Below are 13,804 nucleotides of genomic sequence, written 5' to 3' on the forward strand. Positions count from 1 at the left end.
TGGAGGTCTGGTGGCCAGGCTCGTGAAGGGGCAGTGTGCGTGTAAGATTCGCGCTACAGCGCCGAGCTGTTCACGATCCAGGTGTATAGGCCGCTGGTCATCTTGCGGCCTTGATTGAATACTTCCCCGAGCCAGTCCTCCGTCGCGCCTTTGTGGACCCCCACGACGTAGCGAACGTCTGCGCTGTCGAACATGTAAATGGGCGCGCCGCTCTGCCCCTCCGTCACATCGATCTGGTACCAGAGCGCGTCGCCCTCGTCGGAGAGGTCGCCCCAGGCACCCCAGATTTGCGGCCAGTGAATCTTATCTCCGGGATAGCCGTAGAGGTATCCCGATTCGGCCTCGAGGGCGGCCGTGCTCGCGACCCACAGCCCGTGCCACCCGAGGACGGTTCCCGGACTGAGGTTGCAGCTACCCGGGTACATGGAGCTCAGCTCCATGATCGCGAAATCGTAGGAGACGGAGGTGTCGCCGTTTCGCCATGCGTCCGGGAGGATGGGCTTATAACAATCGAGTATCGGTTCGGTGCCGAAGTCCGGGTAGGTAGAGTCGCCCTGATAGGGGAACGAGTTCACGTCCTCGCCGTCCACGCCGGCGCTCCAGGATCGTGACGCGTACCAGCCGCTCCCAGTGTGAAGGCAGTGGGCCGCGGTGAGGATGGTCGAAGGGCCGATCAGCTGTCCGGAGCAACCGGTCGTCCATGACGAGTTCGTCATGAATACACGGGTTCTGCTCGGGAACGATGTGTTGTCCCGCTTCACCTCACGCTGGTCCCACCCGATGAGGACCTGCGGCTGGGTGAGCCCGGGCTTGAGGTCGACCTCGCCGGTGCTCGGGGCAGTGCCCTGACTGCCCTCCGTCTTCAGCTCCTTTCCTCGCGCGGCGATGATCGCATCGGCGAGCTCGTAGGCAGGCCCCTCGAGGATGTACTCGTGGTTCTTGTAGAGCATCACCGGCCGGAGCGCGTGCGCGAGCTCCTCGCGGGTCATCTGGTCCTCGGACCGGGCGCCACGGGCGGGAGAGGCCTTGTCGGACGAGCCCGGCGGCGGTCCCCCCACGGGGTCGGGAACGATCTTCGCGGGCCCGAGCAGCACGAAGCGTTGCCCTTTACCGCTGATGAACTCCCGCGGGATCTCGTCCGTGCCGATGATCCTGGCCTCCCCAGGGCCCTCGGCCACCTCGACTTCTTCCGTGCCGCAGCCGACCAGGGACATGGCAACCGGAGTGAACACAGCGATCAGGCTTGTCGTACGCATTCTCTGCCTTTCTACCCACGGTGGACAAAGCATCCGCGGTGGTCGCACAGCGAGCGAAGCTCGGGCCAGACGCTCCGATCGCCCACCGCGCCCCATGATCGTGCAGGAGGGACCTGCCATTCACAAAACGGTCAGCGAACCCAAACGCGATCCGGAAGTCAAGCTCATTGCCTCGGTCACGCCAGGTGCTGACCGTGAGGGTGCGGCGCACCTCGAGGGCAGCTCCCGGAGGAACGAAGACGAGCGCGGCGCCTCGCGCGAAGGAGCGCGAGCAGGCCGCCCGCGAGGACGGGGTACGCCGCGCTCCGCTGCGCGCCCCCGAGCGAGCACCGGCCAGCGTCGCGCGCCGGGGCTTCGGGCGTGACGGCCTCCCCCGGCGGGCTCACCTCGCCCGGCTCGCACTCCCCCGTGAAGCAGTCAGGGTCGGGAGCCATGCAGGCGCAGTCGCACTGGGTCCCCTCTCCGTACCACGAGGAAGGACACAACCAGTGTCCGGGCGGCGTCGGCGGGCAGTCCGGGCCGCAGGTGCGCCACTCGCCGGCCTCGCAGCCGCCGTCGCCGCACGCGGCAGCGCGGCAGTCGCCAGGACAGCTCGCCTCGTCCTCGCCGAGGGCGCATACCGCGTCCCCGCACGCGCCGGCGCGCCCGCAGAGCCGCTCGCTCGGCCACCCCTGCTCGCACAGCGATTGCACGGCGCGCGCCGCGACGAGGATCTTCTCCCCCTTCGTCTCCGACGCCGGCTCCACACGGGCCTCGAGACACCCCTCCTCGCTCACCTCGTAGTCCTGCCGCCCGGACACGACGATGCCCGCGAGCGCGCCCCGCGCGTCGAACACCCCTCCTCCCGAGAGGCCCGTGAACGCGTCGATCTGGGCCTCGGCGCAGGCGCTGCCCGTCGCGCACGCGCCGAGCCACCGCCCCTCGACATCGATCTTCCCGGGCAACCCCTCGCCGTACCCGATCGCCACCACCGGATCGCCCGGAGAGGGAGAGCCGTCGCCGAGGACCACCGGGAGGAGCGGCAGAGGCGCAGGGCGGTCCAGCTGAATGAACGCCGCGTCGAGCGCCTCCTCGCCGTCCGGCTCAAAGTACGCGATCCGCCGGCAGGCGAAGACGTCGTCCGGCCCGAGCGCGTGCAGCTTACCGGGAGCGTCGTAATAGTACCCCGCAGCGAACAGGAGATCCGCGCACGAGGTCTCGGCCTCGATGCAATGCCCCGCGACGAGCAGGAGGTCATCGTCGACGAGCACGCCAGAGCACACCGCCGCGGAGGGCTGTTCGGCGAAGCGCGCGCCCTCGCAGAGGCCGCGCGCCTCGCGCAGGCCCGGCGCCACGACGCGGACGCCCTCAGGACCGGCGCCGTCGAGGGAGGAGCGCCGGAATACCGCGAGCGTCGACGACCGCGCGAGGCGCCGGAGCTCCTCCGCGGGGGGCTCGAAGAACTCGAGCCGGCTGTCGACGCCATAGATGACCGGTGAAGCCGAGGAGTCGACCGGCTGCGCGCCGCCCGGCGGCTCCCAGGCGCAGCCCGCCCCGAAGGACGAGGCGAGCACGAGCGCGGCGAGATAACAGGCGGGCAGCGCGCGCAGCATGGACGGCCCCTCGCGCCTTACCAGGCTTCCTGAATCGAACCGAAATCCGTGTTGCTTCCGGACGAGAACGTGAAGTCGTTGTACCAGACGTAGACCGTCGGGGCGTTGCTCGCGATGTCGATCCCGGCGATCATCGCCGGCGTCTTGCCCGACCGCAGCATGTACCCGTACGACGGGGCGATGGATCCCAGATCCGTGACCGTCCCCTTGCTCGCGGACCAGTCGTTATACCAGGTATAGACCTTACCATCGGGATCCATCCCGATCTCCACGATCTTCGCGTACGTCTTTCCCGACGGCACGGAGTAGGAGAATGAGGTGGTGTACCAGCCGAGATTGGTGGTCGTCCCGACGCTCGCCGTGCCGTCGTTGTACCAGGTGTACACGCGATCGAGCGGCGTCGTGAACGCCATCCCAACGATCTGATCCACGGTCTTCCCGAGAGCGACCGAGTACGACGCGGACGCGACCGCGCTGTCCAGATCGTCCGTGGACCCGCCGGTCCTCTTGAGGTCCGAGTACCAGGTATAGATGGTGCCGGAGCTCGACCTGGCCATCGCCACGATGTTGGCCGGCTCCTTGTTCACCGGAGGAGAGTAGCCGTACAGCTCCTTGATCGAGCGGAGGTCGCCGGCGCTCAGCCCATCCCGCTGCGCCGCGAACGTGGCGTTGTTGTCCGCCCTGCGCATGGTCGCTTTGGTGGGATCCCCGGGATCGACAGAGAACGCGAACGAGCCGTAGAGCATGATCGAGTTGAAGTCGAACGCATAGAGATCGCGGTCCAGGCAGAACTTATCAAAGGCAAAATCATAACCTTCTACGATGTTCTCATCGTGGACGACCACGTAGTTATCCCGATCGCAGCGACTCTGTTCGTGATAGAGCCCGATGGCATGCCCGATCTCGTGGATGAGGCTGCCTCGGAAACATCCCGGCGCCATCGAAAATGGTTCAGCGCCGAACGCAAACGGATAGATGAATGTCCCTGAATACAGCGTCCCGTCAGAATACCACAGGTGAACGATGTTATTGGCATCCGTGTCCACCTCGACGACGTTGGACGCGCTTAATCCATACGGCAGGTCGAACTGGATCGACCCGCCGCTGATCGCGCCAAAGTTCGACGGCGAGCCGGTGCTGACTTTGCCATCCGAATACCATACGAGGACCTCCCTGTCGTCCGGGTCGCCCGTGTCCGCGAAGCCGATGCCGCGGATCCGCCCGATGTATTCGTCCGACGCCACAGTGTAGTCGGTTGGCCCCTGGATACTGTCAAGGTCGTATACGTCACCGATCGAGTATTTCCCGTTATCGTACCAGGTGTATAGGTGACCAAGGGACGTCGCCATCGACATGCCGGCGATGTCGACGGGATCGTAACCGGGCGGGAGCGAGTACGGGACCGAGAACCCTCCCGAATCGAGGTCCGTGCTGGTCCCCACGAACATGACGCCGTCATTGAAGTACGTCAGCGCGATGTCGAGCCCCTCCGCCCTGATATTGGCGAGCCCGACGATGGAGTTAGGGATCCGCCCCTTGGAGGTGTAGATCAGCTGCTCCCCGCCCTGCATCCCGATGAGCGACGCGCACATGTCGCTATCCTTGAAGCGAATGTAGTTGGTCCCCGGCGCCGGCGAAGCCACGTACTCGAAATCGAAATCCGTTTTCTCCTCCCAGTGAGCGATGGCGCTATTCACGTGATTCTGAATCTCCTCCGACAGATTCTCATCGAACAGGTAGGGCACATGCCGGTCCGGCCAACGAAGCGACCTGCTCTTGACGCCGGCCCCCTTCGACTCCAGCTCTTCCGCGTTGCCCAGGATGATGTCGCCCTGTGCGACGGCCAGGCCGTGGACCTCCTGATAATGAATCTCCTTGGGGCCGCTCTTGCCATGCGTGATCAGCGATCGCCATTCGCCCCGTTGCCCCATGCCGAGCTCGGCCGCGATCGACACGGCGCACTCCGGCTCCGTCGACTCTGGCCCGCACCGCCCTGCCTCGGGCGCGCCGCGCTCGGCTGCGGATTCGGCGCCGCACCCCGCCCCCAGCACCCCTCCGGCAAGAACGAGCGCGAATGACCCGATCGAACGCATGCACCTGCTCATCTTCAAGCCTCTCCATGTGACCGTAGTGAAGGAATCACCTTAGCGAACAGCGCGAATACCCCATGACGCCAAGTGTCACGCCATGCCAGGGCAATCAGCGTGCCAGGCTTGTGGCGCGCCACCTCCGTCATGAAGGTGTCCATCCGCCTCTCCAGGTCCTGAAAATGGCGCAGCAGCGAGCCATCGAGGTGCCGGTGCGGATGATTAAGGGGCGCCCCGACACCGTGACATGTCACGGTGGAGGCGTGACATGTCACGGCGGCGGCGTGACATGTCACGGAGCCCAGAGCGAGGTGCGCGGGGTGCAGAGCAAGTGCCTCGACCTCGACCCGGACACCCACGACGCGCGGGTGTGGGGCTGCGAGCCGGGCCGGCTGCGGGACTGGACCGTCGAGCTGAACACGGCCACCTCCTGGTCCTCCGGCTCGCCGACGTCGACGGCGACGGCTTCGCGGATCTGTGCGGGGGGTCTCTGGTCCGCTAACGCTGAACCAATGAGCTCAGCCATGCTTCGATATCGCGCGTCGGCGCGTAGCTGTCTTGCTCTCGCTCGCCATTGCCGCCGATCGAAAGCCTGAACATCGGGCAATCTTCATCCGGCGGAAAGATCTTCTTCTGGACGACGGCCCCGGTCCGCCTGTCGAGCACGGTGGTCTCGGTCTCCTTGAACCGGATCGTCAAGTCAGGGAGCGGCTTGTTCTCTCGGTCCTTGTACCCGGTGCACGTCTTTCGGCCCTTGATCTCCGGGAGCCGACGCGTGATCGCCACCAGATCGACGTCTTGCAGCAGGACCGCCTGGCCGAAGACCTTCATTGAAGCCGTCTCCAGGAGGAGCACGTTGCTCTGGCCGCTGTCCTTCTTCGCCTCCCCGTCGAAGAGGACCGGACCGTTCTTCACCCGCTCGAGCACCGACAGGACGGACATGGCGGCGTCGACCTGGCGCAGATCAAGGGACGCTGCCTGTCCGGAGGGGAGCTCGATCTCGAGCTTCGCCTTGGGCCCCAGCAGGTGGTCGCGGTACTTGGCGACCGGGATCTTTCCGAACTGGCCCTCGACATTCTCGAGCTTGATGATGTCATAGATATCGCTCTCGATGCGCCCGCTCTTCTCCGCGACCTTCCACTTGGTGCCTTCCGGGAAGCCGTGGAAGGTGATCTGGTAGCTGCCCTCGAAGACGGCGACATCGCCGTAGAGCGCTTCATCGGACTTGACGACGAATTTGCGCTCGTTCGACCACTCGAGCTCGAGCGGGCCGCGGAGAGCTCCGGGGACGCGGACGCCCCGCGGGACGAACATAACGGCGCTCGCGGCCATCGCGACGGCGATGGCGACCCCGATGAGGACCGCTGCGAGCGTGCGGTTGGGCGCGGCAGCGGAGCGAGGCGCGACCCCGGATGGGCCTGGGCCTGGGCGGCGCAGCTCGTTGGATGTTCCGCAGTAACGGCACACGATCGTGCCGGTGCCCGGCGGGACCTTTAGCGGCGCGCCGCATCGCTGGCAGTGGTAAACGTCGACGGGGCTCATCCGCTGCAGGCTCCCCCGGGAGCGCGAGGGCTCGTGGACAACCCGCACGCGGGTTCTGCGCCGAGGAGGGCGGGGACGAGCTCGTGGACGATCAGCCGCTCGTCCAGGAGGTAGGAGGTGCAGTCGAGGCCCATGGCGAGCTAGCGTACGCCGACCGCTACCTTGGGAAGCCGAGAATCATCAACAAGCGTTCGTCGCCTTGCCAGGCGGTTGGCCCGTCGACAACCTGAACCACCTGCCGCGGCTGCTCGGTCACGCTGCGCTCCGACGTCTCGGGCATGGACCAGACGATGCGCGTGGTGCTCTCGGGGCCGTCATAGTCCCAAAGCTCGGACCAGGCGTAATACCGATCGACCTTGCGCGACACCTTGTGAATGAAGTCGGGCGGCCCCGCCGTCGCGAGCACGTCGAGGGGGCTCGCGCCCGACGGCGTGGCCCTCGCGACGCGCCACGCGTCGGCGGGCGCGGCCGCCGGCATTTCTGGGTCGCCCTCGCGGGGGAAGCTCGCATCGGACCTCACGAACGCATAGTTGCCCCCCGCGGCCGGCTCTTGGCCCAGAGCCCGTAGCGCGAGCCGCGCCAGCGAGCGTGTCGACGAGCGATTCATGAAGTGCGAGCCCTTGCCGAGCACGGCCGAGGGCGACGGGAACGAGCCCACGCGGCGGGCCTCGACCCGGCGGAGCAGCGGCACCGCGCCGGGCGGGCGCCGCGCGATGACGACGGCGAGAGCACCTGCGACATCTCGCCAGCGCCGCCAGTCCGTTGACTCGGGCTCGGCCTGGGCGACGAGCTCGGAGAGCACGCCGAGGGCGCGCTCGGTCTCGGCGGCTTCGATCGCGGCCTCGACCCCCTTCGCGGCCCCCTCGTCGAGCGGGGCCATCGCCCCGAGGTCGACGACAAGGCGCCGGCCCCAGGCCGCCCGCAGCGAGAAGTACGTCGCACCGCCGTCGCAGACGAACGTCGTGAGCGAGCCTTGGCTCCACAACGGGCCGGCGGTCGAGGCGCACACGTGGCGGTCGGCCCAGAGCCCCACGCGCGGGCGCCGCTCGCGTTGCCGGTCCCGCTTCGGAGCGCGTTCGGGCTCGATGCCGGGGTCGGCGCCATCGGGCGCGATGACGGCGACGAGGGCCTTCTCGCCGGCCCGGGTAAAGAACAAGAGTTGGTCGGTCACCCAGCCGGGGGGATGGGCGTGCACCACGACGTAGCCATCATTCGAGACCCACACCGCCACGGGCGACCCTTCGCCTCGGTCTTGCCAGTGCTCCCACAGGGGGGCCTGGCTTCGCGCGTCGATCAACCGATACCGAAATTTCTCTTGAAAGACCCCGTACGACGACCCCTTCACGAGGACGCCGTCGCGAAGCAGCACGTTGCCGTTGTCGGCGGAGAGCGCCTCGAGGCAGAGCCCGCCGTCGGGCGAAGTCGCACGGAGGTCGGCGAACGAGCGCGCGGTCATGACGTCACGACGGCTGGTGGGCGGCGCTAAGCGCCGGACGTGGCGGCGTCGCTCGCGATCCACGCGAAGCGGTCGTCCACCCCCGCGCTCCCGCCGCTCTCCTGGCTCTGATCGGACCACGAGAAGCGCGCTCTCACGCGCGCCGTCGCGCCCGCGCTCGCGTCGCCCCTCCAGGCGAACCGATCGCCGATCGCGGTCTTGCTGGTCTTGTCGTCATCGTCATCGTCGTCGCCCGTGTCCCCCACCGGATCCCCGAGGTCGTCGTAGACGCCGCTCCTGCTCCCGAGCGCGAACGGCCCGAAGCTGTACCCGTCCGAGCCCGCGTCGAGATCCCCGATGTCGTGGTACTGCGCGTCGATGGAGCTGTAGACCTTCCCGCCGACCTTCTTCGAGTATTTGAACCCGTTCGCCAGGGCCGTGTACTTGAGGATGCTGCTCACCTTCCGCGATTGCAGGAGGTTCTCCTCGGTCACCTTCTTCCACGTCTTCACGGCGACGATCGTGTCCTTCACCGACTTCGCCGCGGCGCCAACGCTCTTCCCGAGCTTCTTCATGCGATCGGCGGCGCTCTCGCCGAGCTCCGCGGCGCCCTGCTTGAACGACTTCCACAGGCTGCCGTCCGCGGCCTCCGCGAGCTCCTCGAGCAGCTCGTCGCTCTGCGATCGCAGCCGGCCGAGCGAGTCCGAGAAGCTCTCCGCCGCCTGCTTGCCCACCTTGGACGCGACGTCGTCGGCCGCCTCCTCGGCCGACTCCTTGAGGATCTTCGCGAGCGTCTCCTCGGCGCTCTCCCGCGCGAAGGCCTTGCTGGCCCGCTTGATGAACGGCTGTGCCAGGTCCGCGCTCTTGGCGGCGGCCATCTTCGCGCCCTTCACAAGCCCCTTCCCCGCGGCCTTCGCGCCCTTCCAGAGCTTGCCCGCGATCTGGCCGCCGAACTTCATCAGGATGTCCATCGCGATCTCGATCGCGATGTCGACGAGACACGCAATGAAGTCGGTCCAGGTGAAGCCGGCCTTGGCGGTGCCCCAGACGATGGTGAAATCGAGCGGCAGGCTGACCGGGCTGTTGCACGCGAGGTGGAGCGAGAACGGCACGGTCTTGAACGGCGAGCACGCGAGATCGCAGACCGTCTCGCCGAAGATCGGGTTGTCGCACCCGATCGCGACCCCGCTCGTCCCCCAGACCGAGATGGAGCTCCCGAAGAGGATGGTCCAGGGCAGGAGCGGATTCCACCCCTGGACCACGTCGACGTGCGGGACGACGAGGCTCGCGTCGCTCCCCCGCCCTATCCAGTGCACGCCGTCGAGCTGTATCTCGTGCTTCTTCTGCTCCGACCAGAACGAGAAGAGGTGCGTGCCGCTGACAAGGCCCGTGTTGAGATGAGGCCAGTACTTCTGGGGCACGTAGGCCCCGGGCGGCGGCATCGGCCACCAGAACAGGGCCTCGTGCCACGAGAGGCCGAGGAACACGTTCCACCGCGTGACGGTCAGACAGCCGTACGACATCGTCAGCGCTCCTTCATCGAGGTCATCGAGCCACCGAGGTCCAGCGCACCTCGCGCCGCAGGTTCGTCATCTGCTCCTCGGTGAGATCCAGGGCCACGGGGGCCCGGGCGCTCCAGACCACCACGACCTCGCCCGGGACCGGCCGCACGACCACCGAGCAGAGGTGGGGCTCCGCCTCGGCGAGCGCCCGGCCAGGCGCGAGCTCCAGCATCACCCGGGGCACCTCGCCGGGCAGGTGGAAAGAGTAGACCTGCCGGTTCGGATGCACGTTGTGCAGCTCGAAGTACTCGTCCGGCGCAAGGTCGGAGACGCTCATCCCGGGCGACGCGATCTGGGCGTACTCCAGCCGGAGCGGGGCGCCGGGGTCCTGGTAGAGGGGCGGAATCGAGAGGATATCCCGCGCGGCCCAGCCGCGCTCGCTCTCCGCGGGGAGCTTGCCGTCGCTCTGGCAGTACGGGGCGAGCCCGAGATAAGCGAGCCGGGGAAACCACGCCATGGACTGGTAATCCCACCCTGCCGGCAGCGGCGCGTGGATCCACCGGAACGGCTTGCCCACGGCGAGTCGCTGGGGCGTCAGCGGGTCGAACGGGAACTCGAGGTTGGGGATCGGCCGCCCCGCGAAGCTCTCGGCGTCGAGCTCCATCGAGTAGCCGTAACCACAGGGATTTCTCGGGTAGTGGTACACCGTGTCGGCGAGCCGGTCGATGCCCCGCCGGGCGTCCTGCACGAGCTGCCCGAGCAGATCGCCGTTCCGGCCGAGCGCCGTCAGATCGACGCCGCCGTACGCATAGTCGTAGCGGATCGGGACCACCTCGATCGGCGCCGGCTCGGAGAAGCGCGGCCGGCCCGCCCGGTCGATCTCGCCCACGCGGTCGCCGTGGACGACGATCTCGCGATGGTGCTCGCCGAACCGGACGCTCGCGGTGAGCTTGCGGGTGTCGGGCTTGTAGGCGTGGGCGAAGGCTTGGATGACGACGTCGGTCGCGCGCCGGAAAGGGAGCATCTCGTCGACGGCGATCGGCGGGGAGACCCGCGGCGGCTTGCGCGCCTCGCTGTACGGGATCTCGTCGTCGTGCAGGACCTCCTGCCGCTCGGGGGCGTCGAGCTCGCAGCGCCCGTTGTGGATCCGGTAGGTGCGCTTCGAGATCCAGGCGATCCACCGCCTTCCGTCGGGCTCGCCCTGCAGGAGCAGCTCGGTCTTGCGGCGCGGTCTGCGCGCCGGGGCGGGCGCGGCGGGCGGGTTCGGGTCGTTGCTCACGGCCGCTGCGCCCCGCTCACTCGGCCTCGTAGATGCGCCAGCGGCCTCGCCAGAAGTTCTCCTCCGGCTCCTCCGCGTCTCCTGGCTGGCGCCGCGTGTCGGTGAGCAGCGGCTCCATCTGATCCCAGAAGCCCTGACCCACCGCGGGGCCGAAGATCGCCATCACCGTGTCGCGCATGAGCTCGTGGCGCTGCGCCTCGGGCAGCACGTGAAAGGGGTCGGTGAGCCTCGGCATGCGATCATGGTACCTGGCGCGCGCGGGCGGCCACTCTGTATTTTGTTTTGATCTCCCGACGCCGGCGGCGCGCACCCGTGGCCGAGCTCGGTGGCCAGGCTCCGAAGCGCGCCGCGCACCGCCGCGCACCGACGACGACAGTCCCCTGCGGATGCGAAGACGTGAACTTGACGAAAGAGCGCTTCTCCTGTGCGGCAGATTCCGATGTACGTTGTGGCCTGCGATCGCCCGCGCTCGCTGGATGAGCCCTTGACCTCGGGAGGCGCGGTTGCGACCGTCAGCGATGGAGACATGAGCGAGCCGAAGGGGACACTCCCGGTCGACACCGCGCAGGCCGCGCAGCTCGCGGCGCGCCCCTTGCCGTTCCTGCCGGCCAGCGCGGGCGGCGTCGCCTGCGCGTCGCTCACGCCGGCCGCGTCGGCGACGGCCGCGCAGGCGAGCGTGGACACGGTCCCCTGGCGCCACGAGGGCAAGCTCCGGCTGACGGTCGTCGTGAAGGCCAGCTTCTCGATCGACGCGTCGCCGATGCGGCCGGCGGAGGTGGCGGCGCCGTTCCAGGCGAAGGATGTCCACGACCGCCGCGGTCCGATGACCCACGTGACCGCGGCGAGCGATCGGGTGCCTTACCGCCAGTACGTGGACGTGACCGCCCTCGGGCACGCCGCCGCGCCGGGCGGCCGCCCCGTCGCCGAGATGAGCGCGCGGTTCGCGCTCGTCCAGCGCGGCGGGCCAGGCCTCGACAAGACGGTGCGCGTCGTCGGCCGCCGCAAGGAGCCCGGGGCGGAGCCGGAGCCGTTCGTGCGGATGCCGATCGTGTACGAGCGCGCCTTCGGCGGCGTCGGCGTGCCCGAGAACCCCCTCGGGTGCAGCGAGCGCGACGGCGAGCTGCCGAACGTGCTCGACCCCTCCGATCCGCAAAGGCCGGCGGGCTTCGGCCCGATCGCGGCGGCGTGGCCGGCGCGCAGCCGCCGCCTGCCGGCGGGCGCCCGCGCAAGGCTCGACGCCGAGGTGATGGAGGTGCCGGGCGCCGTCGACTGGTCGTACTTCCAGTGCGCCCCGCGCGACCAGTGGATCTCCGCGCTGCAGCCTGGCGCGGTCGTCGTGCTCGAGGGGTTCCACGCGGATCGCCCGAGCCTCCAGAGCGCGCTGCCGGACGCGCGCGTCGCCGGCGCGGTGTACGGCCTCGACGACGCCGATCCCGACGCCCCGGCGCCGCTCGTGTTCCACGCCGACGGCCTCCACGTCGACGCGGATCGTCTGCTCTGCACGATCACCTGGCGTGCCCACGTCGCGCTGCGCGACCCGGCGCAGCGGGAGCGCCTGATGGCGGTCGCCGGCGTGGGCGTCGGGAGCGCGCCGGCGGTTCCGCCGCGGCGCCCGCCGGGCCAGCGCCCCGCGGCGGCGGCGCCGTCGCGCTCCAGCGAGCCGCGCCCGCGGGAGGGGGCCGCGGGCGGCACGCTGGCGCTCGACGGGCCCGGCAGCGCGCCCGCGTCGGGCACCTTGCCCGTCACCCCGCCGCCCGCGGCCGCGACGCCCGGCCCATCGGCGAGAGCGCAGCTCGCCGCGCTCGACGTCGACGGCGCCTCATCGCAGCCGCCCGCCCCCGCGGGCGTCGCGCCGCGCCCCCCGGCGCCCGCGCCACCACCGCCGGCCCTGCTGAAGGAGCCGTCGGCGCCGAGCGCGGCGTGCCCGGAAGAGGCGGTCACCGTCGAGCGGTATGCCGCCGTCTGCGCGGAGCTCGCCGAGCGCGACGCGCCGCGCGGCGAGGTGCTGTCCGCGCACGACCTCGACGAGGCCACCTGGCGGAAGGCCGAGCGGCGCTGGCGTGACGAGCTCGAGCGCGCGCTGAAGCGCGGGGACCGCGCGCTGCGCGAGCGCTTCGACGATGCGTACGTGAGCGCCTGGGAGCGGCGCCACCCGGACGGGTTCGGGACCGAGCAGTACGCCCGCCTCGTCAGGGCCGAGCGGCGGGGCACGCTCGCGCTCGAGATCGCGGAGCAAGGGCTCGACGCGCCGTTCGGTCTGCGGCTCAAGCGCGTGTGGCAGCGGCGCGCCGCCGCGCAGGCCGCGCTGGCGGAGCAGGTCGAGCGCGCGCTCTCGGCGCTCAGCAGTTCAGCTTGATCCGCTCGCCGAGCAGCTGGACGTCATCGTTCGCCGCGATCTGCACGTCGCCGCGCGTGGCCTCGAGGTTCACCTGACGGGCCTCGGCGCGCAGCTCGCCGCGCACCCGCGTCGTCGCGTCCCCGGCGACGGTCTGCGCGAGATCGCCGCCGGTCTCGTGAACGATCCCGTGCTCGGCGCGCACATGGAAGCGATCGCAGTCGACGCGCACCGCGCCCGGCGACTCGAGCTCGAGCTCCGCCGCCCGGATCCGCAGCACCGGCCCGCGCGCGGTGAGGCGCACGTCGAGCTCGATCTCCCCGGAAGCGCTCCGGATCGTCACCCGCTCCTCGTCCCCTGCCGCGGATCGCACCTCGACGACGCGCCCCGACGGCAGCTCCACCTGCCGGCCCTCGACGTCGCGCCGCGTCTGCTCCGCGATCCGCTCGATCAGCGCCGGCAGCCGGTCCACCTGCTCGGGCTCCGTCACGACCTCTGGTGCACGAGCTTCGTAAAGGGGCTTCATCGCGGCGCGCTCGCGGGAGAGTCTCCCGCTTCCTGGCTCAAAGAAGAGCGCACCCCGGCGCGCCGGGCAATCGCAATCTGAACGCCCCAGGCGAAGGCCGCGCCACGGCGGCGTAGGCCGGGCAGGAGCCTTTCCTGGAGCGCGATCCGAACGCCGCCGGCCATGAGCCCGCAGAACCGTCGCGGAGTGGGTGGTGGGCTACGTTGGCCGAAGGTGGGGAATTTTTTGAACCGCCAAGGACGCCAAGGAC

The 13,804-nt window shown here is 69.3% G+C and carries 10 protein-coding genes; 1 reads left to right on the forward strand and 9 read right to left on the reverse strand.

The annotated features are described in order from the left end of the window. Window positions 1-53: 53 nt before the first annotated feature. From WME90_RS29350 to WME90_RS29385, 8 genes are all read right to left on the reverse strand, one after another. Window positions 54-1,256 (reverse strand): trypsin-like serine peptidase, encoded by a 1,203-nt coding sequence (locus WME90_RS29350; RefSeq protein ID WP_437275324.1) that lies wholly within the window; start codon window positions 1,254-1,256, stop codon window positions 54-56. A 176-nt stretch (window positions 1,257-1,432) separates the two neighbouring features. Next, window positions 1,433-2,848 carry a trypsin-like peptidase domain-containing protein gene (locus WME90_RS29355; protein ID WP_437275325.1) on the reverse strand — a complete coding sequence of 472 codons (1,416 nt, stop codon included), beginning with the start codon at window positions 2,846-2,848 and terminating at the stop codon, window positions 1,433-1,435. 17 nt (window positions 2,849-2,865) lie between these two features. Beyond that, window positions 2,866-4,941: a M12 family metallopeptidase gene (locus tag WME90_RS29360; RefSeq protein WP_437275326.1), complete on the reverse strand. Its 2,076-nt coding sequence runs from the start codon at window positions 4,939-4,941 to the stop codon at window positions 2,866-2,868. A 492-nt stretch (window positions 4,942-5,433) separates the two neighbouring features. Continuing rightward, on the reverse strand, window positions 5,434-6,477 hold the full coding sequence (locus WME90_RS29365; RefSeq protein ID WP_437275327.1) for a hypothetical protein: 1,044 nt from the start codon (window positions 6,475-6,477) through the stop codon (window positions 5,434-5,436). A 157-nt stretch (window positions 6,478-6,634) separates the two neighbouring features. After that, a complete protein-coding gene (locus WME90_RS29370; protein WP_437275328.1) occupies window positions 6,635-7,933 on the reverse strand; it encodes a hypothetical protein in 1,299 nt (432 codons plus the stop codon). 26 nt (window positions 7,934-7,959) lie between these two features. Next, window positions 7,960-9,435, reverse strand: coding sequence for a hypothetical protein (locus tag WME90_RS29375; protein ID WP_437275329.1), 1,476 nt, complete (start codon window positions 9,433-9,435; stop codon window positions 7,960-7,962). Window positions 9,436-9,457: 22 nt separating this feature from the next. Next, window positions 9,458-10,693, reverse strand: coding sequence for a DUF2169 domain-containing protein (locus tag WME90_RS29380; protein WP_437275330.1), 1,236 nt, complete (start codon window positions 10,691-10,693; stop codon window positions 9,458-9,460). A gap of 16 nt (window positions 10,694-10,709) precedes the next feature. Next, window positions 10,710-10,928: a hypothetical protein gene (locus WME90_RS29385; RefSeq protein ID WP_437275331.1), complete on the reverse strand. Its 219-nt coding sequence runs from the start codon at window positions 10,926-10,928 to the stop codon at window positions 10,710-10,712. Window positions 10,929-11,219: 291 nt separating this feature from the next. On the opposite strand from WME90_RS29385, the gene WME90_RS29390 reads away from it, so the two are divergent. Beyond that, window positions 11,220-13,049, forward strand: coding sequence for a DUF2169 family type VI secretion system accessory protein (locus WME90_RS29390; protein ID WP_437275332.1), 1,830 nt, complete (start codon window positions 11,220-11,222; stop codon window positions 13,047-13,049). Here the strand turns inward: WME90_RS29390 and WME90_RS29395 are convergent. After that, window positions 13,033-13,518, reverse strand: coding sequence for a hypothetical protein (locus tag WME90_RS29395; protein WP_437275333.1), 486 nt, complete (start codon window positions 13,516-13,518; stop codon window positions 13,033-13,035). The genes WME90_RS29390 and WME90_RS29395 overlap by 17 nt on opposite strands. Window positions 13,519-13,804 lie beyond the last annotated feature (286 nt).

It is taken from the genome of Sorangium sp. So ce375 (genome assembly GCF_051473855.1).
GTDB lineage: Bacteria > Myxococcota_A > Polyangia > Polyangiales > Polyangiaceae > Sorangium.